This window comes from Allomuricauda sp. MMSF_3307 (assembly GCF_030733585.1).
Taxonomy (GTDB): domain Bacteria; phylum Bacteroidota; class Bacteroidia; order Flavobacteriales; family Flavobacteriaceae; genus Flagellimonas.
This window is the reverse complement of sequence record NZ_JASHIQ010000002.1, coordinates 852,748-874,975: the sequence shown is the minus strand read 5'-3', so window position 1 is coordinate 874,975 and position 22,228 is coordinate 852,748. Positions and strand designations below refer to the sequence as shown.

Annotated in this window: 26 protein-coding genes; 10 read left to right on the top strand and 16 right to left on the bottom strand. The window is 44.9% G+C overall.

Annotated features, from left to right (window positions below):
- Nucleotides 1-471: 471 nt before the first annotated feature.
- Nucleotides 472-1,806 carry a serine hydrolase domain-containing protein gene (locus tag RBB12_RS08375; RefSeq protein ID WP_306014108.1) on the bottom strand — a complete coding sequence of 445 codons (1,335 nt, stop codon included), beginning with the start codon at nt 1,804-1,806 and terminating at the stop codon, nt 472-474.
- A 52-nt stretch (nt 1,807-1,858) separates the two neighbouring features.
- Between RBB12_RS08375 and RBB12_RS08370 the strand changes: the two genes are divergently transcribed.
- The 6 genes from RBB12_RS08370 to RBB12_RS08345 are packed head-to-tail and all read left to right on the top strand — an operon-like array spanning nt 1,859 to nt 7,435.
- The gene (locus tag RBB12_RS08370) at nt 1,859-2,731 is read left to right on the top strand and encodes a pirin family protein (RefSeq protein WP_306014110.1); all 873 of its coding nucleotides are present in this window, start codon (nt 1,859-1,861) and stop codon (nt 2,729-2,731) included.
- 35 nt (nt 2,732-2,766) lie between these two features.
- The gene (locus RBB12_RS08365) at nt 2,767-4,251 is read left to right on the top strand and encodes an FG-GAP repeat domain-containing protein (RefSeq protein ID WP_306014112.1); all 1,485 of its coding nucleotides are present in this window, start codon (nt 2,767-2,769) and stop codon (nt 4,249-4,251) included.
- Nucleotides 4,248-4,688, top strand: a complete 441-nt coding sequence (locus RBB12_RS08360; RefSeq protein ID WP_409557905.1) for a 3D domain-containing protein — start codon at nt 4,248-4,250, stop codon at nt 4,686-4,688. The genes RBB12_RS08365 and RBB12_RS08360 overlap by 4 nt, the downstream gene beginning before the upstream one ends.
- Nucleotides 4,675-5,337, top strand: a complete 663-nt coding sequence (locus RBB12_RS08355) for a peptidoglycan recognition family protein (protein ID WP_306014114.1) — start codon at nt 4,675-4,677, stop codon at nt 5,335-5,337. The genes RBB12_RS08360 and RBB12_RS08355 overlap by 14 nt, the downstream gene beginning before the upstream one ends.
- A 5-nt stretch (nt 5,338-5,342) precedes the next feature.
- Nucleotides 5,343-6,794 carry a M14 metallopeptidase family protein gene (locus RBB12_RS08350; RefSeq protein WP_306014115.1) on the top strand — a complete coding sequence of 484 codons (1,452 nt, stop codon included), beginning with the start codon at nt 5,343-5,345 and terminating at the stop codon, nt 6,792-6,794.
- Nucleotides 6,795-6,835: 41 nt separating this feature from the next.
- Nucleotides 6,836-7,435: a DUF1080 domain-containing protein gene (locus tag RBB12_RS08345; RefSeq protein WP_306014116.1), complete on the top strand. Its 600-nt coding sequence runs from the start codon at nt 6,836-6,838 to the stop codon at nt 7,433-7,435.
- A gap of 56 nt (nt 7,436-7,491) precedes the next feature.
- Here RBB12_RS08345 and RBB12_RS08340 read toward each other — a convergent pair whose 3' ends face one another.
- On the bottom strand, nt 7,492-8,439 hold the full coding sequence (locus RBB12_RS08340) for a DUF1080 domain-containing protein (RefSeq protein ID WP_306014117.1): 948 nt from the start codon (nt 8,437-8,439) through the stop codon (nt 7,492-7,494).
- Nucleotides 8,440-8,494: 55 nt separating this feature from the next.
- Nucleotides 8,495-9,577 carry a VWA domain-containing protein gene (locus RBB12_RS08335; RefSeq protein ID WP_306014118.1) on the bottom strand — a complete coding sequence of 361 codons (1,083 nt, stop codon included), beginning with the start codon at nt 9,575-9,577 and terminating at the stop codon, nt 8,495-8,497.
- A gap of 214 nt (nt 9,578-9,791) precedes the next feature.
- On the opposite strand from RBB12_RS08335, the gene RBB12_RS08330 reads away from it, so the two are divergent.
- Nucleotides 9,792-10,043 (top strand): MoaD/ThiS family protein, encoded by a 252-nt coding sequence (locus RBB12_RS08330; protein ID WP_293282582.1) that lies wholly within the window; start codon nt 9,792-9,794, stop codon nt 10,041-10,043.
- A gap of 15 nt (nt 10,044-10,058) precedes the next feature.
- Entirely contained in the window at nt 10,059-10,688 is a 630-nt protein-coding gene (locus RBB12_RS08325; protein ID WP_306014119.1) for an NTP transferase domain-containing protein, read from the top strand.
- Here the strand turns inward: RBB12_RS08325 and RBB12_RS08320 are convergent.
- Genes RBB12_RS08320 through RBB12_RS08310 form a run of 3 tightly spaced genes read right to left on the bottom strand, consistent with a single transcriptional unit; the run spans nt 10,685 to nt 12,022 of the window.
- The gene (locus RBB12_RS08320; protein WP_306014120.1) at nt 10,685-10,831 is read right to left on the bottom strand and encodes a hypothetical protein; all 147 of its coding nucleotides are present in this window, start codon (nt 10,829-10,831) and stop codon (nt 10,685-10,687) included. The genes RBB12_RS08325 and RBB12_RS08320 overlap by 4 nt on opposite strands.
- Before the next feature lie 57 nt (nt 10,832-10,888).
- On the bottom strand, nt 10,889-11,515 hold the full coding sequence (locus RBB12_RS08315) for a GntR family transcriptional regulator (RefSeq protein WP_306014122.1): 627 nt from the start codon (nt 11,513-11,515) through the stop codon (nt 10,889-10,891).
- A gap of 36 nt (nt 11,516-11,551) precedes the next feature.
- A complete protein-coding gene (locus RBB12_RS08310; RefSeq protein WP_293282574.1) occupies nt 11,552-12,022 on the bottom strand; it encodes a DUF5004 domain-containing protein in 471 nt (156 codons plus the stop codon).
- A gap of 143 nt (nt 12,023-12,165) precedes the next feature.
- Between RBB12_RS08310 and RBB12_RS08305 the strand changes: the two genes are divergently transcribed.
- Together RBB12_RS08305 and RBB12_RS08300 are read left to right on the top strand one after the other, a co-directional pair.
- Nucleotides 12,166-12,957 (top strand): hypothetical protein, encoded by a 792-nt coding sequence (locus RBB12_RS08305; protein ID WP_306014123.1) that lies wholly within the window; start codon nt 12,166-12,168, stop codon nt 12,955-12,957.
- A gap of 276 nt (nt 12,958-13,233) precedes the next feature.
- Nucleotides 13,234-14,604, top strand: a complete 1,371-nt coding sequence (locus RBB12_RS08300) for an aldehyde dehydrogenase (protein WP_306014124.1) — start codon at nt 13,234-13,236, stop codon at nt 14,602-14,604.
- Between the two features lie 308 nt (nt 14,605-14,912).
- Here RBB12_RS08300 and RBB12_RS08295 read toward each other — a convergent pair whose 3' ends face one another.
- The 10 genes from RBB12_RS08295 to RBB12_RS08250 form a co-directional block, all read right to left on the bottom strand.
- Complete coding sequence (locus tag RBB12_RS08295; RefSeq protein ID WP_306014125.1) at nt 14,913-15,176, bottom strand: hypothetical protein; 264 nt, start codon at nt 15,174-15,176, stop codon at nt 14,913-14,915.
- Nucleotides 15,139-15,810 carry a flavodoxin reductase gene (locus tag RBB12_RS08290; RefSeq protein WP_306014127.1) on the bottom strand — a complete coding sequence of 224 codons (672 nt, stop codon included), beginning with the start codon at nt 15,808-15,810 and terminating at the stop codon, nt 15,139-15,141. Before RBB12_RS08290 ends, RBB12_RS08295 begins: the two co-directional genes overlap by 38 nt.
- Before the next feature lie 69 nt (nt 15,811-15,879).
- Nucleotides 15,880-16,302, bottom strand: a complete 423-nt coding sequence (locus RBB12_RS08285) for an OsmC family protein (RefSeq protein WP_306014128.1) — start codon at nt 16,300-16,302, stop codon at nt 15,880-15,882.
- 272 nt (nt 16,303-16,574) lie between these two features.
- On the bottom strand, nt 16,575-17,675 hold the full coding sequence (locus RBB12_RS08280; protein ID WP_306014129.1) for an alkene reductase: 1,101 nt from the start codon (nt 17,673-17,675) through the stop codon (nt 16,575-16,577).
- 64 nt (nt 17,676-17,739) lie between these two features.
- Entirely contained in the window at nt 17,740-18,330 is a 591-nt protein-coding gene (locus tag RBB12_RS08275; RefSeq protein ID WP_306014130.1) for a Crp/Fnr family transcriptional regulator, read from the bottom strand.
- Between the two features lie 80 nt (nt 18,331-18,410).
- Entirely contained in the window at nt 18,411-18,749 is a 339-nt protein-coding gene (locus tag RBB12_RS08270; RefSeq protein ID WP_306014131.1) for a methyltransferase domain-containing protein, read from the bottom strand.
- The gene (locus RBB12_RS08265; RefSeq protein WP_306014132.1) at nt 18,713-19,132 is read right to left on the bottom strand and encodes a class I SAM-dependent methyltransferase; all 420 of its coding nucleotides are present in this window, start codon (nt 19,130-19,132) and stop codon (nt 18,713-18,715) included. Before RBB12_RS08265 ends, RBB12_RS08270 begins: the two co-directional genes overlap by 37 nt.
- A gap of 9 nt (nt 19,133-19,141) precedes the next feature.
- Complete coding sequence (ggt, locus tag RBB12_RS08260; RefSeq protein WP_306014134.1) at nt 19,142-20,839, bottom strand: gamma-glutamyltransferase; 1,698 nt, start codon at nt 20,837-20,839, stop codon at nt 19,142-19,144.
- A 187-nt stretch (nt 20,840-21,026) separates the two neighbouring features.
- A complete protein-coding gene (locus RBB12_RS08255; protein ID WP_306014135.1) occupies nt 21,027-21,638 on the bottom strand; it encodes a hypothetical protein in 612 nt (203 codons plus the stop codon).
- A 146-nt stretch (nt 21,639-21,784) separates the two neighbouring features.
- Entirely contained in the window at nt 21,785-22,213 is a 429-nt protein-coding gene (locus RBB12_RS08250; protein ID WP_179385816.1) for a peptidylprolyl isomerase, read from the bottom strand.
- Nucleotides 22,214-22,228: the final 15 nt, after the last annotated feature.

The following is a 22,228-nucleotide window of genomic DNA, read 5'->3' as shown; positions in this document are numbered from 1 at the left end:
AAATTGAAAAGAGCCCTGCCACTTGGGTCAGGACTCTTTTACGAGAACACTATATGAAAATGAAAAAATTACTTTCGCTTTTTATTACAAAGTAAAAGTACCACCTCTGTTCCCATAAATGAAATTATTGTTGTCAAGTAGCCTTTTGCTGTTGTCATCTGTGTGATTCTTGTAATTCAAGGGTTGGTGGTGGGATTAAAATCAACGTTTTTCAAGAAGCATAAGAGGTTTCAGCGAATCGTCAATCAAGTTGTAGGGAAGCAGACAAAGCTTTCAAGATGGTCTAAAATTGAAAAGAGCCCTGCCACTTGGGTCAGGACTCTTTTACGAGAACACTATATGAAAATGAAAAAATTACTTTCGTTTTTTATTACATAGTAAAAGTATCACCCCTGTTCCCGTAAATGAAATTATTGTTGTGAAGTGCCCGTATTCTGTGGTTTTTCGGACATTTTAGTATATCATATCGATTTAAGGTACTGCTTTTACGATGTTTGACAACACCCCGTTCACATCAAATAGAGGTTCTTCTGCCAATCCCGTGCGTACCACCACCAAGTCCTTTGATGGAATCATAAACACATATTGCCCTTCATAACCATTACATGAAAACAGGTCCTTAGGTACATCGGGGTACTTGCCCTCCGCGTTCAACCAAAAATGGGCGCCATAAGTACCGTCAGAGTTAATGGTCGGCGTGGTGATGTAATCCACCCAATCCGAATCGAACAATTGCTCCCCGTTCCAATTCCCCTTATCCAAATACAATTGGCCAAAGCGCGCCCAATCGCGAGTGCTGGCCCAGGCGTAGGAAGAGCCTACGTAGTTTCCGGCTATATCCGCCTCCAATACCATAGAGTACATTCCAATTTTATCAATTAAGGCGGAATATGGGAAATCCAGATACTCTTGGTGGGTTCTAAACTGCTGCCGAAGAATACCCGATAATAAATTTGTGGTTCCCGAGGAATAGTTCCAAACCTCCGTTGGTTGGGCGATTGCTTTTTTCTTTTTGGGTTGCTGTGTCATGTCACTGTCCAGAAACAGCATCTTGGTCACATCGGATATCTTGGTGTAGTCCTCTTCCCATTCCAATCCACTTTGCATGCGCAGCAGATGGTTCAGGGTAATATTTTTTCGCTCATCATCCTTCCATTCGGGAATAGGGGCGGGCCAATCCATCTCCAGTTTCCCTTGATGCTCCAATATTCCGTAGCAGGTGGCCAATACGCTTTTGGTCATGGACCATCCCAATATGGGTGTGTCTTGATCAAAACCGGCCACGTAGCGTTCTGCAATCAGGTGTCCTTTGTACAGAATGAGCATGGTGCGCGTTTTTTGGGTCTCGGGCTCAGCAAACGCCATGGCAATGGCCTTGTTGATTTGGTCCATATCCACCTCCGGAAAAACGGTGTCCTTCGGCGCAGCCTGGCCGTAAGGATAGGGAATCGTATCCATAACTTGATTTCGGTTGGGACGAAGGGTCATGGCTTCCGGGTCATAATCTTCGTTGATCAATACCGCACCCAGTCCATCGCGATAAATAGCGGTACGCTCCATCAGGCCATACACAGTAGCCGTGGCCGAACGTTCAGTTTCGTTAACCTCGGTGGAAGCCAGTTCCACCAGCGGGGCCTTGTTGTCAATTTGGTTCATGCTGGCCGCCGAACGGTGCGCCACATACACCCCGGAGGCCACATTCTTGGCGGCGTAGCCGGAAATCATGTTCAATTTGGGATAATTCAGGTACACAATCACTCCGATGGCAATGATCAGGAGCAATAAAACACGCTTAAGTAGTTTCATGGTTATCAGATGTATTTGTAACTTTCTGCTTCTAAATATAAACATTAAATGTATGTCCAACATCGGATTGATCATCGAGGAACGCAGCAGGGATATCGGTGATTTTTTGGTCGGGCGCTTGATTCCCTTCCGCAAAAAAAGAATGATCGGCCCGTTTATTTTTATCGACCATATGGGCCCAACGCAATTGGGACCCAAGAAATATATGGATGTTGACCAACATCCACATATGGGACTCTCTACCTTGACCTTTATGCTCGAAGGGGAGATTATCCATGAGGACAGTTTGGGAACACACCAAAGAATTAGGCCAGGTTCCGTGAACTGGATGACGGCAGGCAAGGGGGTAACCCATACCGAACGAACTCCAAAGGACCTTAGGGATGGGAACACTTTCACCGCACATGGCTATCAAATTTGGGTGGCCTTGCCCAAGGAACTTGAGGACATGGAACCACAATTCCACCATATCGATGGGAAGGATATTCCCAAATGGACGGATGGCCAAACGGAGTTTAAATTGGTAGCTGGCGAAGGATATGATAAAAAGTCCCCCGTTCCCGTTCATTCCAACCTATTTATGGTCGAGGTCAAAACTCCAGAAAGCTATACCCTCAATGTCAACGGACATCTAAAAGGAGAAATCGGTATTTGCATTGTAGAAGGAAGCATAGAAGCCTGCGGTGAACGTGTGGGCCAGGGCAATATTTTGGTGTCTAAAGTGGAAGATACTTGCAATATCAAACTACATCCGAACACGCACCTGTTACTTTTTGGGGGTGAACCTTTTCCAGAGGAACGCCACATCTATTGGAACTTTGTTTCTTCCAGTAAGGAAAAATTGGAGCAGGCCAAACAGGCATGGGCCAACAAAACCTTTCCGATGATGGAAAGTGATGACACCTACGTCCCTTTGCCCAATTAGTGCCATTGCTACAACCTCTAGACCAAAATCATCCAATGCCAAACCATTCATTATTTTATCAACTTGTAAGCTTGATTCTTGTTTTATTGCTGGGGTCCTGCAAAAAAGAAAGGCCTATAAGTCAAGAAGAACAGCTATACCAAACCTATTGCGCCAGTTGCCATCTGCCGCCCAAAATAGATGCATTGCCCAAGCACATGTGGAAAAACTCGGTGTTGCCCGCCATGATGGAGCTCATGGACGTGGAGGGCATGTACCAAGACCCGGAATGGGAGCCAACAGGGTTTCGGCCTCAAATAAGCTTGGGCGACTGGGCCAAATTACAGCGTTATATCTTGGCGAACGCCCCTGAACAATTGGAAAGCATACCAATGCCCAAGGCCGATACGCTGAGGCAATTTGCTTCCCAACCTTTTATGGTAGATTCCCTAAATGGGGGGATGGTAACCTATCTAGAGTTTAAAAATGAACCAAATCAAGTGTATTTTGGGGATTTGGAGGGTAGGTTGGGTTATTTTGATTTTACCACCAAAAAAGTGACCCAAATGTTTCAAGGGGCAAGTCCCGTAACGTGGTTTAACGAAAAGGACTCTATCCAATTAATCAATGAAGTCGGTATCATTCATCCGTCCGAACAGAAAAAAGGTATATTGTTTCGGCACACCCCTTCGGACACCACAACGATAACCAATGACCTACATCGACCCGTACACACCTTGATGGAAGATTTAAATGGAGATGGACATCAAGAATTGGTCGTCAGCGAATTTGGAAACAAAACCGGTAAATTGTCCCTATTCAAGCTAAACGAGAGTGGAGCATACGAAAAAGAGGTGCTGCTGAATTTACCAGGAGCTATCAAAACCTTGGCAAAGGATATGGATAATGATGGAAAAATGGATATTGTCGCCTTAATGACCCAGAGCAGGGAAAGCATTACTGTTTTTTATCAGACCGCTGATTTGGTTTTTGAACCAAGAAATATTTTGGAATTTAGTCCTATTTATGGAACCAGTTGGTTTGAGTTGGTGGATTACAACGGAGATGGCTTGGACGATATTATCACCGTACATGGCGACAACGCCGATATTTCCTATGTGCACAAACCATATCATGGAATGCGCATCTTTCTGAATAAGGGTGGCGATGTATATGAAGAAGCCTATTTTTACCCACTTTATGGTGCCACAAGGGTACTCTCCCGGGATTTTGACCAAGATGGGGATATTGATTTTGCCGTAATCAGCACCTTTCCGGATTATTCCACCTTTCCTGAGCGAAGTTTTGTCTACCTGGAAAACAACAATAGCGCTGACTTCGATTTTACCACAAACATTCTGGAAGACCCTTCCTTGGCCCGATGGTTTTTGATGGATGCTTCGGATGTGGACAATGATGGTGACGAAGATCTTGTGCTAAGTTCCTTAACTTTTGGGTTTACACCCGTTCCCGAAATATTGACAGAAAGATGGAATACCAATAATGTGGACCTTCTTTTATTGGAAAACCTATTGCATTGAAAAAATTGGCTTTCATAGTATGCGCTGTCGTTTTGGGCTGTTCTACGAAAGAACAACCCAAAGACACATCATCCAAATACAAATGGTTTGGCCATGAGGTTACGGCATCGGCCTACAATTCGGTATTTTGGCAAACGGACAGCATAAGCCCTGCAGTCGCAGCTTGGGGAGACACCTTGAAACCGGGAATGAAGAGCATCGCGGTGTCACGAGATCTCATCAAAATGGGGTTGACGCACAATACCATGGTAAAAATTGATACCTTTCCCGATACGTTTTATGTAAAGGATAAAATGCATTGGCGCTGGAGGAATAGAATCGACATCTACATGGGCACCAACGTGAAAAAGGCCAAGGAGTGGGGCAAGAAGAAATTGATTATTTGCTATGCTGTTCCTTTGGACACTGTTTTAAACACCAACAATGAAAAAAACTAGTTTACTTTTAGGTCTGGCAGCACTTTTTGTAGCCTGCTCCGTACAGCGGGAAATTGTGGACATCCCTATTATTTTTGATGAACAACGGGTGGAACTGACGAAGGAATATTTGCTCAATCGGTACAATCTGGACCAAGAAACCCCAGAAATTACTCCGAAAATGGTGGTGTTGCACTGGACAGCCATTCCTTCCCTGAAAAAATCCTTTGAAGCCTTCAACCGTTCCACTCTACCCAATTGGCGGCCCGATTTGGAGAATGTGAGCGGACTTAATGTGTCTTCCCATTTTTTGGTGGACCAAGACGGCACCATTTACCGTTTAATGCCCGAAACCCTTATGGCACGCCATACCATTGGCCTTAACCATTGCGCCATTGGCATTGAAAATGTGGGTGGCACTGAAGGCATGCCCCTGACCAAGGCGCAGTTGCGTTCGAATATTTATTTGGTGAATTATTTGGCATCCAAATACGACATCGACTATGTTATCGGGCATCAAGAATATACCCTTTTTGAAAATCATCCACTTTGGTTGGAGGTGGATGATGGATACCGTACCGAAAAAACGGACCCGGGAATGGATTTTGTGGAAAAAGTCCGAAAAGCCACCAAAAAATTTAACTTTAAGCCCGTTCCATCAAAACCATAAAATACATGAAACCAATACCACTTTTTATATTCACCTTACTTACCTTTTCCCTTCAGGCGCAAGACAAACTGACCTTACAACTATATGACACTTACGAGGAATTTAAAGAATCCAGTTTAGGGGAACGGCGCATAAAGCATGCCGATATCCAGCCGTTGATTCAAAAATTTAAGGCCAACCCAAAATTTGAGGTGCAAAAAGTGGGTGAGTCGATTCAAGGACGGGACTTGCATCTGATCAGTATAGGGGAAGGGGAGTCTAATATTTTCCTTTGGTCCCAAATGCACGGGGATGAGCCTACCGCTACGCAAGCCATCTTTGACATTTTGAACTTCTTGGATGCCCCCGATTTTAAGGCCGAAAAAGAAGCCATCCTTTCCAAGTTAAAACTTCATTTTTTGCCGATGCTCAATCCCGATGGCGCAGAGGTCTTCACCAGAAGAAATGCTTTGGGAATCGATATCAACCGGGATGCACTGCGGCTTCAGTCACCCGAAGGGCAAACCTTAAAACGGCTTCGGGACAGTTTGGATGCTGATTTCGGCTTCAATCTGCACGACCAGAGTACCTATTATAATGCTGAGCGTACCGAAAAACCTGCCACGATTTCCTATTTGGCAACGGCCTACAATTACGAGAAGGATATCAATGAAGTCCGTGCCAACGCCATGAAAGTGATTGTGTACATGAACAACATCATCCAAAATTATGCACCTGGGCAGGTAGGACGGTATAGTGATGATTTTGAACCGCGTGCTTTTGGTGACAATATTGCCAAATGGGGGACAAGCCTTATTTTGATAGAATCAGGAGGCTTCCCGGATGATCCCGAAAAACAGGAAATCCGAAAACTCAATTATGTTTCCATCCTATCCGCATTGTACACCATTGCCAATGGCTCCTACAATGATATTCCGATTGAAGATTATGAAAAAATTCCAAGAAACGACCGTAAACTTTTCGATTTGAAGATTGAGAACGTCACCTATGAACTTATGGGCAATGACTATATCTTGGATTTGGGGATTTTTAACCAAGAAGTGGACCTTAAAGACCATGATGAATTCTATTATAAAAGTACCATTGGCGACCAAGGAGATTTATCCACTTACTACGGCTACGACACCTTTGATGCTGAAGGATATACCATTGTGCCGCCAAAAGTGGCAAAAATGGAACGTATCGACAACCCTATGCAGGTACTAAAACAAGGCGTGGCGTATGTAAAGACACAGCAACAGGATAAAAGTGCTTTTGTCCGTTTTCCATTGCTATTGGTGGATGATAAATTCGAACTCAAGAACTTTACGCTTCAACCAGGCATGAATCCTACTTTCTTTTTAAAGAAAGAAGAAAAGTTGACCCATGCCGTTATCAATGGTTTTTTAATTGACCTGTCCAAACCCTTGGATGAACAAAAAACAGGCAACGGACTTATTCTCAAAACTGCCCGATAACCTATCGTAAACAAACTATTTAACCCTTATAGCACATACCAATGAAGAAACAAATTGTAGTAGCAGCATGCCTTTTTGTGGCACAATTGACCTTTGCACAAGAATCCATTTCACTGTTCAACGGAAAAAATCTCGATGGTTGGATCAACCATGGCGAAGAGAAATGGTACGTTGAAGATGGAGAGCTGATCTGTGAAAGTGGCCCCAAAGGTGAATACGGCTATTTGAGTACTGAAAAAAATTATAAGGACTTCGAGCTTACCTTAGAATTTAAACAGGAGGCCGATGGCAACAGTGGTGTTTTTATCCGCTCCACTTTTGATGGGAACAAGGTAAGTGGCTGGCAAGTGGAAGTGGCACCTCCCGGAAAGGATACCGGAGGTATTTACGAATCCTACGGACGTGGCTGGTTGATCAAACCAGACCCTGAAAAGGACAAAGCCCTAAAAATGGGGGAGTGGAACACCATGAAGATTCGGGTGGAAGGTCCCAAGGTGACCTCATGGCTCAATGGAACGGAAATGGTGCACTTGGAAGATGAAAAAATAGGAGAGGGTGAAGGTGCCATTGCGTTACAAATCCACGATGGTGGGGGCATAAAGGTAAAATGGAGAAACATTGAACTGATTCCCTTGGATTAAGAACACAAAAAAGCCCGATTTCAAGAATCGGGCTTTTTTAGTTTAAATGGTTTCATTTATTTCTTTAGCGGAGTCACCTCAAAGCTCCGGAATTCAATCGGGCCATGGTCTCCCTGAATCATAAATGGGCCTGGCTCGCCTTCCTTGCTATCCAATGCACCGCCCGTAATCCCTGGAATCGTAGTATCGGAAATCACTGTTTTTCCGTTCAAGACAATAGTGACCCGTCTACCAATAAAGGTAATATCATAGGTTTGCCATTCTCCAGCAGGTTTGGAAGCATTCTCGTTAGGCTCCACAAAACCGTAGATACCTCCCATGTAAATATCTGAAGGTTCGTAGCCTTCGCTGTCCACAATCTGAATCTCGTAACGCCCTCTGAGATAGATACCACTGTTGCTTCCTTCGGGAAAACGAAATTCGGCATGTAGCTTAAAATCTTGGAAAGTTTCATCTGAGATGAGATTGGAACCCGATTCTGGACTGGTCAAAATACCATTTTTAACGACCCATTGGTTTTTTTCTCCATCCACATGCCAACCCGAAAGGTCTTTTCCATTGAACAAATCGATTGTTTTGCCCCATTTCGGATTTTCGGTGTACTCCAATTTTGGAGCACGAACGCCAGTCCATTCTATTAGGGAGCCATCGGTATAGATCAAGGTGCCTTTCAAGGTTTCATCCTCCAATTGGCCATGAAAAACCATGTCACTGCCCTTGGGTTCCCATTGGTTGGGAATGCTAAAAGTGAATTGATTATCTCCAAAGGTTTCCACTTCTGCCACGGGCCGTGCACTACCAAAGGCAAATACAAAGCGCCCCACCAAGGTAGCGGTCCCCGAATGGCGTATTTCCAGCCAAGAAGGGGAGGTCTTTCCCATAAAGTCCATTTCCAGGTCCCACCTGCCTTCCAACGGACTGATATCCTGTGCGTAAATGTTACTGGCAAACCCTAACATCAGGGTGCAAATAAGCGTGTAAATCGTTTTTCTTTGGGTAATCATACGTATGTTTAGTTTTGTTGCAGTCCAAGATACGTATTATTCCAAAATGCTTGGTTTACTCACATCCTCCGGTAAAACCTTTGGCGTTGAATTTGGTCTGCACCGCTCCTTGTAACCCATTATGGGAAAGTCGGATTACTAAATTGCTTTCGCCACTGCCATCACGTTTGGGTGTGCAATATTCGAAAAGATAATAACTGCCGGCCTGCTCTTCCACACGTTGGGAAATATCGTTAAAGGTATTTTCCAACTCCTCAGAATTGCTGGCAAAAACACTGGCTGTTTTTCCAATTTCGGTCAACACTTCGGTATCGATTTCCGCGCCAAGTCCAATAGTGAAGAAAGAAATGTTCCTATCCGCTTCCGCAACGGCACGTAGGGCATCGGATTCCCGATAACGCGATGCCTGGTCAGTTCCATCGGTAAACAGCACCACAGATGCAGCATTGATAACTTCGGAATTCTCACGAAGCAGGTTCTCGGCAATATCGGTCGATTTGATCACCGCTCCGTACAAATCGGTTGATGGGTCGTTGCTGATATCGGTAGTAATTCCATCTACGGAAGCGGTCAGCTCCGTTGCCGATGTTGTCAAAGGATTTAGTAGGTGGAGCTCATCCTCCCCATCAAACCAATAAATGGCCATTTTGAAGGAATCCGTTGCCGGAACGGGCATCACATTATTGATGAAGCTTGTGGTGGCAGCCTTTAGTTCATCCAAGCTGCCTTCCAGTACACTGTTGCTCAAATCCAGCACCAAGAGGGTATTGTTGTTGAATACCTGCGAATTGGGCGAAATCCGTGCAAAGGATTCCGAAGAGGAAATGGAATTGAAACAATCATCGTTCCTGCCTTGCTCATATATGGAAAACTGGTCCGCGGAAAGCCCTGAAATGGGATTTCCCATTAAATCGGAAACCCTGAAAAGTACCGAAACCTTTCCAGGCAGGGTAGTGAATTCATCTTGGATGGAAAGTAGCAGTTCGTTTTCGCCAAAGCCCAAGCAATCATCCGGTTCTTGGCCAAGTCCCAATTCACGGTCGTTGATGTCCAAACTCACGTCATCATCTGCATTTCCGCAAGAAAACAAGGTAAGGCCAATAGATAAAAGCAAGGTAAGCTGAAGTATTTTTTTCATTTTCTAATAAGTTAAGGTCCTGCATGCACAACGTGGAAATGCAGCTAAAAGTATGTATACCCTGCAAAAATCAATTAAAGAAAAGTTAAAAGAAATAGGCCTGTGTTAAAATCGTTCCGTTCCCATCTAATTTTAATATTTTCACCACTCATAAACCTACCAGCCTATCTAACCAAAGACCCAAATAAACAATAACACTAATAGGTTGATTTGTATGACTATCCTTTTGTTTGGTGCCACCAAAGATATTATTGGTACACCTACCTTATCCGTTCCTACTGCCAGTTTGAGTGGGAAAAAAATACCGAATACCGTGGGGGAACTCAAAAAATTTCTGGAAAGCACCTATCCCGAGCTTAAAAAAATATCCAAAGTGACGGTTGCCGTGAACCAAAATTATGCTTCGGACCACGACAGTATCAATTCGTATGACGAAATTGCGTTGATTCCACCACCAAATGTCTAAAACCATTCATTGTCCGTGAAAACAAAATCTGAATCATCCGCCAGTAATCCTCCCCAACTTTTTGGTTTGGTATTGGCGGGTGGTTCCAGTTTGCGGATGGGACATGACAAGGGGGTGTTGGCGTATCACGGTATGCCGCAACGGGATTATGTTTACCAGCTTCTGAACAAGGTTTGCGAAAACGTATTTTTGGGAATACAGGAGCAACAATTGGGGTCTATTCCAAAGGAATTTTCCTCTATTCTTGACCAAAACACCTACCAAGGGCCGTTTAATGGGATCATGAGTGCCCACGAAACTTATCCAGAAGCCGCTTGGTTGGTGTTGGCCTGTGACCTTCCCTTTATGGATGTGAAGGCTTTGCAATTTCTGGTTCAGCAACGGGACCCAACCAAACATGCCACGGCATTTATGGGAAAGGATGCTGCGTATCCCGAACCTTTGGCCTGTATCTGGGAACCTGGGGGACTGCGACAGGCTAAAGCCTACTTATCGGCAAGTGAGAAGCAGAGTCCATCACAATTTCTTTTGGAAGTTGGTGTTAAAACGGTTCTCCCATCCAATGAGCAGCTATTGTTCAATGCAAATTCCGTGGAAGATTACCAATGGGCAAAAGACCATTTGAAAGGGCGGGAGGGAAGCTAGTTTTTGGGGCTTTTACGTTTTTGATGGTCCAGGTCCATCAACTCTAAATCCTGAAGAATACCACAGGAAACCTGTTTTTTCACTAGGGATTGTTCGTTTTTTCTTTTGACACGGGATTCGATTTCCTTATTTAAAAAGTTCATGGCAACAAATTTGATTTAAAACGGAATCCCAATGAATTTATTTTGATAATCAGCAGCTTAGCGTATTTGCGCTTCGATATGCTCCAAAATGGACATCCAATGCATCCGAAGGATCAAAGCGGCCGTGGGTACGTTATCTTCTTGAATGGCTTCGACCACGGAGCGGGTCTGTACCGCCAATTTCTTGAAAAACTCATTCTCTTGGATAAAATCATGCTCGTAAAAATGCAGCCTGAGCTTCAAATCCGTCAAGATGTTCAATAACAGTTTATTGGAGCACTCCTGCACCAAGTGGTTGTGAAAATGGAAGCGCACGCCCAGTCCTTCCGTCAAACTCCCCACATTTTCCATTTGTTCCTGTAATGCCATCAACCGTTGTACATCAGCTGTCCCAAAAGGAGTGTTTTCCAGGGCCATCACTTCAAGTTGGGCGACAATTTCAATCAGATTCTTGACTTCGGACTTGGATAGGGGAGCTACCACAAAACCACGATTGGGAATCGCCTTCAGTACCAGTGCTTGCTCCAATTGGCTCAACGCCTCCCGAATGGGCGTCACACTGACACCGGTATCCCGGGATAGTGCCGCCAAATTGATGGTCTTGCCCACTTGCAGTCCGCCATTTTGGATTTGCTCCAGCAAATGGTCCTTGATGCGGTCCCGCAAAATGGATGGTCGTCCCATAATGGTGTTTTGTTACCTATTTGAAGTAAGAAAAGCCTATCGCTTTACGTACACATAGCTACGAACATCCGGCAAATCCTGTCCTTCATTCAAGGTCATTTGGTTGCCGTTCAATTGTAGGGTGCCCAACGTTGTGCTTCCTTGAAAAACGACCTGTGTACCATCACTGGCCCATGCTCCGGTAGCCTGAATGGAACCGTTGCAATCCACAAAATACTGCCCGTTGGTAATGGTGGTAATGGTAAAGTTGGATTGTTGGAATTGATAGGTATTATCGGCATTGAAGGTAATGGTGCCAGAAATACAGTCCTGTTCATCAATGAGGTTGGCAGAGGAAGTGCCATCATCATCCAAATCGAGTTGGCTGCTGACATTTACTGCGGTCAAATCCCAAGTACCAACGAGTGCATCGGCGGAAAAGCCGGAGCCATTGCCATCGTCGTCACTACAGGCTGTCAACAGCACCATACTCGCTAGGCCCAAAAGGAAATTCGTCGTCTTTTTCATGCGTTTTATGCTTTTATAGGTTGAAAATAACACAATTTGAAGAATAATGGTGGCCCGGGCGGGCAATTCATCGATTTGAAGCCCCTTTTTACACTAAACCCTAGGGTGGGACGTTTTGCTAACACATCTTATAACCCAATACCATGAAGAAACTTACCTTAAAATTTGTATCGACCGCTTTTATAGCGATAGCCATGATCGGATTTCAATCGTGTAGTGAGGATGGCATGACCAACGAAGGGGAGGCCCTTACACAGGAAGAACTACAGACCATTTTGAGCACCGATGACATTGCCGGGGCCGCTGATACCGCCTTGGCCGAGCTTTTTGCCGGGGATACCGCAGCAAAAGGAGCTACTGCCAAAGAAGGGGAGTGCTACAGCGCCGAATATTCCGATACCGGATTTGTGGCAACCTTTAATAATTGTGTGCTCAACGGAACGGACAACGTAAACGGAACGGTGACCGTAACCTACGAAGTAGGGGAAGAGGCATCGTCCTTTACGGCCACCTACCAAGATTTTTATGTGGGTACCGTAAAAATCAACGGAACACGAACCTTCGAAATTACTGGAAACAGTGAACAGAGCAGTGTTTCCTTTACCGTGGTCAGTGACATGACCGTGGAAATGGAGGACGAGTCCGTGATTTCCGAAAACGGGACAAAAACCTTTACCATTGCCTTTGGCGATAGCTTGGAAACTACTCAAATTTCCATTTCCGGCAACTGGACCGTTGCTGCAGATGGCAATACCTACGCGGTTGAAACCTTGGAAGATTTGCAAGGAAGTGCCGCCTGTGAGTATTTGACCTCCGGTAGCATGAGCGTTTCCAAAAACGGATTGTCCGTTATCGTGGATTTTGGTGACGGAGCCTGCGACGATGTGGCCACCATCATCTATCCGAACGGAGCGACCGAGGAGATTAGCCTGTAAAGAAACTTGTCAGTTCGAGTGATTTTTCGGAAGAAAAATTGTAGCGAGAACCCATATTTCAAGCCAAAACCGATTAGCTGCGCTGACTCTTCGATTTCTCGATACCTGCCTACCGCAGGCAGGCCAAATTCCTTTGGAATTTCACTCGAATTGATGGTTTTGCGATAAGAAACTACCTGAGCACAGGGCATAAAAAAGAAAAGCACCGATTTGATGTCGGTGCTTTTTTGGTTACATGCTACGGAGTTTGTTTATATTTAGGGAAACAAAACTTTTATGGTCAAACAGCTGGTACAGGCGCAACAGGAATTTTTTGATACCCAAAAAACCAAGGATATCGCCTTTCGGAAACACTATCTGAAAAAGCTGCACCAAGAAATATTGGAGCAGGAGGATGCCATTTGCGACGCACTGTACGCTGATTTTAAAAAACCAGTTTTTGAAAGTCTGGCCACGGAGACCCAATTGGCCTTGGCAGAGCTCAAACATGCCATAAAAAATGTGGCCTCGTGGAGCGAGCCGGAACGGGTAGGGGGGGCATGGGTTAATTTCCCGTCCAAAGAGTGGATACAGCCCGAACCCTATGGAAAGGTGCTCATCATTTCGCCATGGAATTATCCGTTTTTGCTGGCCATTTCGCCGTTGATTGGTGCCCTGGCAGCGGGCAACACGGCCTTGCTGAAACCCTCCGAGTTCAGTGTAAATACCTCCCGAATAATTTCACAGATTATCCGTAAAGTATTCCCGCCGGAATATGTGACCGTGGTTGAGGGCGGAGTAGAGGTCTCCACCCAATTATTGGCCGAGAAATGGGAGTATATCTTCTTCACGGGAAGCACCCATGTGGGCAGAATCGTGTATAAAAGCGCTGCAGAACATCTTACCCCTGTGACTTTGGAGCTTAGCGGAAAAAATCCCTGTATTGTGGATGCTACGGCCAACATATCGTTGGCGGCCAAGCGTATTGCCTGGGGGAAGTTCATCAATGCGGGGCAAACCTGTATTGCGCCGGACTATATTTTGGTACACGCCTCTGTAAAACAGGCGTTGGTGGATGCCTTACAGCAACGGATTACCGAATTTTATGGTGAGGAACTGGAAAAATCTCCGGATTTTGCCCGTATTGCTACTAAAAAACATTACAACGAGCTGAAATCCATGCTCGAGGGTGAGACCTATCTGTTTGGTGGCAGCTATACGGATGAGGACCGATTTATAGCACCGACCTTGGTGGACGAGCCTGCGCTGGACAGTACCATTATGGAAGGGGAGATTTTTGGACCCATTTTGCCGTTGATTTCGTATACCGAAGAGAAGGAATTGGACACCTATATTTCCAAATACCCGAATCCATTGGCGTTTTATGTGTTTTCCAGCGATAAAAAGTTCCAAAAATGTTTGATGCGACATTATTCCTTTGGCGGCGGTACCATAAACGATACCGTGGTACATATCAGCAATAAGGAATTGCCATTTGGTGGCGTGGGCCAATCCGGGATTGGTGGCTACCACGGCAGGCATACGTTCGATTTGTTTTCCCATAAAAAATCCATGGTAAAACGAGCGACTTGGTTGGATGTGCCATTGCGCTACGCGCCGTATTCGATTTCCTTAAAGCTCGCCAAGAAAATAAAGCATATGTTTTGATGAAACCTTGTCCTAATTGCACACAAAAATAAATTACACGGAAAGATGGGGGCGGGGTTATTTTATGGTATTCTGGAGGGTTTGAAATATTCTATTTTACATAATGTAAATTATAGTACACGTGACGATCTGGAAAGTCTAGTAGACTTTTTAGATTGGTGGCGAGACTTGTGCGGATGAAAAATTGCGTGAAAAGACACTAAATTTAATTATGGCTATGCTATTTGATATAAAATCAGTTCTGATACTTTAGCATCATAACGACAACGATTTTATGTCAAAGTAATTTGCTTGTAACATTCGCAATTTTAATTCCAACGCTTCATCTCGCCGTCAAATAAAATCATCTGCCAGATAATTTTATTCGCCACGTATGTCCAAGCAATTTGTTGAGGTTTTTTCTTCTTTATTTCAAAATCTGGAAATGGCACTACCGTGCCCAGCCACACATGCGTAGCATTGATGAATTCCTTGCCACCCCAACAAAAAACCACCCAAAGGGTGGCTTCTGTAATTTTGTTTAAATCGCTTGCTTTAGGACAGTTCCTCTGCGACCATTTGTTCTTTATCAATCCCGAGGGCTTCCAAATCCTTTTGTACCGATTCCATCATAGGCGGCGGTCCGCAGAGATAAAATTTGGCATCCTTGTCCGTAATATGTTCTTTGAGGAACTGCGTATCCATCAAACCGTGTGCATGCTTACTGCTCTGTTCTTCCGAAAGAATATTGACAAAGTCCTTGCCCAACCATTTTTCAAACTGGGATTGCATGATAATATCCTTTTCGCGCTTGTTGGCAAACAACAACCGATTGCCTTCGAGCTTGCCCTGCTCAGCCAAATGCCTAAATATGGCAATAAAGGGGGTCACTCCTGCCCCACCGGCCAAAAATACGCCAGGACCTTGGTAAGATATGGCACCCCATACGTCTTCCAATAATAAATGGTCGCCCTGCTCCAAGGTTTGCAGGGTATCGGTCACCCCATTATGGTCGGGATATACCTTTATGGTGAACTGTAAAAAGCCATCGTCGGGAAGTCCCGTAAAAGTAAACGGGCGTTTTTCGTCTCGCCATCCTTCCTTATCGAGGGCAACTTCGGTGGCCTGGCCGGGTTCAAAATGATAATCGGCCGGTCGCTCCGTTTGTATTTGAAGCACGTCGTGCGTGATAAAACCTATTTCTTGAATCTTTACTTGATGTGGCATGTGCTGTTTTTAGAATTTTGTGATTTGATTTATTTCTGCGGTAGCTTTTAGCTATTGGATTTCGCCAATCTATTTTTTCAAAGTGACCTTGAGTTCAATTTTTGTATCCAATAGTTTTGAAATGGGACATACTTCTTTGGCCTTGTGCGCTATTTGCTGAAATTGCTCGGCATCGATATTGGGGATATCCCCTTTTAAATCCAAGGCCACTTGGGTAACGGCTCCATCCTCAAACCTTACGGTGGCAGCGGTATCCAAACTATCGGGCGTAAATCCTTCCTCGCCCAGTAAAAAACTCAACTGCATGGCAAAGCAACCGGCATGGGCCGCTCCGACCAATTCTTCGGGGTTGGTGCCTTTTTCGCCGTCCTCAAAACGGGTATGGAACGAGTAAGGTGTACCGTCCAATACGCCGCTGGCGGTGCTTAGGGTTCCTTTTCCTTCTTTGCCCGAGCCTTTCCACTGGGCTTCTGCTTTTCTTGTGAATTTCATGTGTGCTGTTTTTTATGTTTGTAATTCGTTGTATGTGGTGACTAAAACTTGTCAGTTCGAAGGATTTTTCGAAAGAAAATTATGTCTGTCTACCTTCGGACAAGTCGAAAATTTTATTTTCAAGTCCAAAATTGGTTCTCGACTGCGCTCGAACTGACAGTTTTTAGGTGCTCCCCCCTGATATACTGGCAGGCAAGTAAAGTTTTCTTCGGTTTCGACTACGCTCAACCATCGAAAATCGAACTGACAGTTTTAGTTTCTGGAATTTTTAATTAGGCCTCTTGCTTGATATCGGCCTTGGGATAATCAGTGTACCCTTCTTTGCCGGGAGTATAAAACGTATCCTTGTCCCAATCGGCCAGTTCCAAATTATGTTCAAAACGCTCTACCAAGTCAGGATTGGAGACATAGGGTTTACCATAGGCCACCAAATCTGCATTTCCAGACTCAATTACCCTATTCCCGGAATCTTGGTCAAAACCGCCATTGATCATCAACGTGCCATTATAAAGCGGTCTAAAATGTTTGGCGATTTCCGTTACCGCAAAAGGAATATCGGAAACATCCGTAAAGGGTTCGGATAGATGGATGTAGGCCAAGTTATAATCGTTCAATTTTTTGATGATGTATTCAAACGTAGGAATGGTATCCTCATCCATGGTCATTCCGAAGACCCCATTGAGTGAAGGATTGAACCGGGCACCAATTTTTTCCTCTGGAATCACTTCCTTAATCGCGTCCAAGACTTCAAAAAAGAAGCGTGCTTTGTTTTCGTGGCTTCCGCCGTACTCATCCGTTCTTTTATTGGAGGTGCTATTAAAAAATTGATGGAACAGATAACCGTTGGAGGAATGGATTTCCACGCCATCAAATCCGGCTTCCACCGCATTTTTGGCGGCATTTTTGAAATCTTCCACTGTGGTTTTGATATCCTCCTTGGTCATTTCCTTTGGGGTGACGGTATCCTTAAAACCATCAGGCGTGTACGATTGCTCGTTCGGGTTTAGTGCTGATGGCGCCAACGGCAATTCTCCATCATGAAAATCAGGGTGTGAAATCCGGCCCACGTGCCACAATTGGATAAATATCTTTCCGCCCTTATCATGTACCCTTTGGGTCACCTTTTTCCAACCCTCTACTTGGGCTTTGGTGTGTATTCCCGGGGTGTTCACGTATCCTACCGCACGTTCTGAAACCTGGGAACCTTCGGTGATGATCAAACCTGCGGAGGCTCGCTGTTCGTAATACAGGCCATGTAGTTCATCTGTGGGTTTGTTGTCCTTGTTGGCCGCCCTACTTCGGGTCATGGGTGCCATTACGATTCGGTTTCTTAGGCTAATGTTCTTGTTGTACGGTGTGAGTAATTGTTGCATATATCTGTTTTTGATTTACAGAAATATACCATTTGGAAAGGCTAAAATGATTGACCTAAATCAATTAGGTTTTTTTTAACGCTCGCAATTTTCTACGCGTACGGCTCAGGCTCTCCGCAGAAATCCCCAAATAATTAGCAATTTGATAGTTGGGAACACGGCCCTCGATATTCGGATAGCTTTCGCAGAATTCCAGATACCGCTCCTTTACGGTTTTTCCCAAGGAGGACAAAATCCGTTTGCGTAGCGAAATAAAGGCACTGGTGACCAATAACCTAAAATAGCGTTCAAATATGGGAGCCTCTTCCAATAGCCTTTGCAGATCATCGTGATTGATGGCCAACAAGGTGGAATCCTCCAAGGCTTCAATGTATAATTTGGAGGGCACCCCATTGTAAAAGGCGTCAAAATCACCTAACCACCAGTTCTCTATGGCGAATTGTACAATGTTCTTATTTCCCTTTTTGTCTAAATAATAGGCCGTTAAACAGCCTTTCACCACAAAATACTCATGTTTGACATAGGTGTTGGGATACAGCAAAAACTTGCCTTTGGCCACCGTGACCTCCCGCAGTTTTGAAGTGAACAGATACAGGTCCTCCGGTCTGGCATTTACTTGATTTTTGACGTGTTCGGTTAAAGATTTGTGGTTCATAGCGATTGAAAACAGATAGCGTAGGGGTTACTTGTGGGTTTTATTGGGACAAGGAAAATCAATGTGCCGCACAGACGGCCTTACTTTTTGATGAACACCATGCAATGTTGCCATGGCAAGTTACCTACATTTCGTTCCAATGTAAAGCCGGCGGCATTCATTTCCTTGACCGCCTGTGCCTCGGTCATTTTGTGTAATTTCTTAATGGGCACCGACCTATCTTCCCCACGGTATTCGATCAAAAACAATTCCCCATTTGGTTTTAATGCCTTTTTGATGGAAGCGATCATTTCCTTCGGGTAGTTGAATTCATGGTAAACATCCACCATTAAGACCTTGTCCACCGATTTTTCGGGAAGGTTCACACTTTGCTCGCCACCCTTCACGATTTGGATGTTCTGAACGTTTTTTGCTTCCATTTTTCCTGTATCGCAGCCAACATCTCCTCCTGAATATCCACCGCAAAGATGGTTCCTTGATGAGCCATGGGCGCCATTTTAAAAACGTGGTAACCCGAACCTGCCCCGATATCGGCAATGTGGTCTGTGGGCTGTATGTTCATGTTTTTCAACAGCGTAGCGGTGTTTTCCTCTTCTTCGCGTTCTGGTCGCTCCAACCAGTTCATCCCTTGGTAGCCCATCACATAGGCTATTTCACGACCCATATACCACTTTCCGATACCGTTTGGGTCCCCTTTTTTATACACATAGTCTTGGGAATCGTTCTTGGTTTGCCCGTTACAGGAGCACAGCAAGAACAGTCCTGTGACCATTGCTACTATGGTTGACGTACTTCTGAACATATTTTTGAATTAATACCCGGCAGCCTGACCGTCCTTTCTGGACTCCGAAGCCCCGGTATACACTTTGTTTTCCAAATCCACCCCAATGGCCTGATAACCACCGAACATCCCGACACCAAAGCCGATACGATGTCCTTTTTTGCTCAATTCCCTCAGGGTTTCGGGTGCAAAACCGCTTTCAAGGTACAAAGTACCACCATTGGTCATGACGGAACCCGTGGGTTGCGAGCTACCACGGTGGCGCATTCGTGGCGCATCCCCTGCTTCTTGTAAGTTCATGCCAAAATCAACCACATTGACCACAATTTGTGCATGACCCTGCGGCTGAACTGCCCCTCCCATAAGTCCAAAACTGACCCAAGGCTTGCCTTCTTTGGTAATAAAGGCGGGGATAATAGTATGGAACGGACGTTTGCCCGGTTCCAAGGCATTGGCATGGCTTCTATCCTGCACATTGAACATTTGCCCACGATTCTGAAGCACAAAGCCCAATCCGTCCGGTACCATACCCGATGCAAATTCGGAATAAATACTTTGGATCAAGGAAACCATATTACCGTCTTTATCGGCCACGGTCAAATACGTGGTGTTGCCCGTTTCTATTTCCATATCGCCAGCCGGATAACTATCAGCCGCCTTGTTGAGGTCTATGAGGTTCCTCCGCTCGGCAGCATAGGCATCCGACAAAAGTGTTTCCAAAGGAATTTTGTTGAATTCAGGGTCGGCGTAAAACTTGGCCCGGTCTTCATAGGCCAACTTTTTGGCCTCGGTAAGCACATGCAAATATTCAGCGCTACCAAAACCCATTTTGGCAATATCAAAGCCTTCCAGAATGTTCAACATCTGCAAGGCTGCGGTACCCTGTCCGTTGGGCGGCAATTCCCAAACATCGTACCCGCGATAGTTTATGGAAACCGGCGTTACCCAATTCGAGGTATGACTGGCCAAATCTTCGTAGCTTAAAAATCCACCGTGTTTTTTCATGTAGCTGTCAATGGTCTTGGCAATGGAACCTTTATAGAAGGCATCCCGCCCCTTTTTGGCAATGATTTCGTAGGTATTGGCCAAATCTTTATTGATAAATACCTCGCCTTTTACGGGCGGCCTTCCCTTGGGCATATAGGTTTGGGCAAAGCCTGGTTGGTCCTTGACCGACTCATAGCTCGATGCCATTTCGTAACCGATCACTTCGGATACCGGAAATCCGTTGTTACCATAATCAATGGCGGGTTGCAGAATATCCTCCATGGGTAAGCGTCCAAACTTTTCGTGCAAGGTGAACCATCCGTCCACACAGCCCGGCACCGATACTGGGAGTGGGCCATAAAAAGGAACGTAGGACAAGCCTTTATCCATAAAATAATCGATGGTCAAGGATTGGGGCGCCCTCCCACTTCCGTTTAAGCCATATAACTTCTGTTCTTTGGCCGACCAAACGATGGCGAAGACATCTCCGCCGATACCACAACTTGCAGGTTCCACGAGTCCGAGCACAGCGTTGGCAGCTATGGCCGCATCCATGGCGCTGCCACCCTTTTTTAAAACATCCAAAGCAACTTGGGTGGCCAATGGCTGACTTGTGGCCGCCATGCCATTTTGAGCCAAAATTTCGGAACGGGTAGTAAAGGTTTCGCCGGTTAGTCGGTCTTGGGCTTGTGCCCAGGTGCCCATAAGGACCACGAGCATGAGGAATGACAAAAATTTCATTTTCATTTTTTTAGGACGCCGTCATTTGGTGGGTCAAAATCATCCAAAAGGCGGCATTGGGTTGATTACTGGTTTACATCCCTAAAGATAAGGATTGTGTGTCCAATCCTTATGGAAATTGAACGTTTACACCTCATTTGAAGGCAATACTGCCGCCCTACACCCATAAATGGGGCATGTGAACAGACTATGGAGTGCAATGGGCAACACAAAACTCATACAGCTCTGGAACACTTTGTATTACTGAGGTTTCTGAATAAAGTTCCTCCACCACTTCAGGGCAATCTGAAAAATAAGATGCCAACGCCTTCTTTCTAAATCCGAGAATACCTTGGGTTACTCTCACCAATCGTGTGGATCCTGGTTTGTAAAAAAAGGGAATGAAGTCCAAATAAAAATTATCGTCATGAACAAAATACTGTTCCAGATACATCAACTCCTCTGATCTGCGAACAACTTTCAAAAAGGTTCGTGGTGCCGATTTATCAGCATAGTAGCGGAATTTAAAAAAGTTGCTTTCTTCCCGAAACGGCATCGAAATAAAATGCTCGCCCTGAAATCCATATCCCAAAATATCATCAGGGCTGTACCTAAAGGTCCTCCCCTTCCCCTCTTTTTTAAACCTGACCTTGTTGTACAGGGACACAAAAGGCTCTGGAGACCGGTCTTTAAGGAGTCCCTGGATGGTATCGCCGTCCAATTCGATGATATATCCTGGCTGAAATGTCCTTTTCTGGGCCAGTGCGGATTGTAAACCCAAAAATAGCAGCAACAGGAATCGGAAGCGGTTTCTTTTCATATCATTTTTTTGGCGCCTATCCTAAAATACCACATTTTATAGCTTGTTACCGGAAAAACTTTTTTGAAAGACTGCGGATTACTTTCTCAAAACAAAAAAGCCCCGTCAAACAGACGAGGCTTTTATATACTAATTGAAATTCTCGCTTACAGAATCTCTACCACTTCAAGGTCAAACACCAAATCGTGTCCGGCCAATGGGTGATTGGCATCCAAAATGATGTCGTTTTCCTCTACTTTGGCCACCCTAAACTGTTGTTGCTGTCCCTCAGCGTTGGAACCTACCAAGCCCATACCCACTTCGGGCTTTAGGTCCTCAGGTAGTTGGGACTTTGATATTTTCTGGAAAAGGGACTCGTTCACTTCGCCGTACGCATCTTTTTTATCGATGGTAATGGTCTTTTTTTCGTTCACGGCCATATCGATAAGCCCTTTTTCAAATCCAGGTATAAGCTGACCCTGTCCCAAGGCTACTTCCATAGGCTCACGCTCCAAAGAACTGTCAAACACCTGTCCATTGGTCAATTTACCCGTGTAGTGCACTTTTACAGTGTCATTCTCTTTTACTGTGCTCATAATTTTTGTTTATAG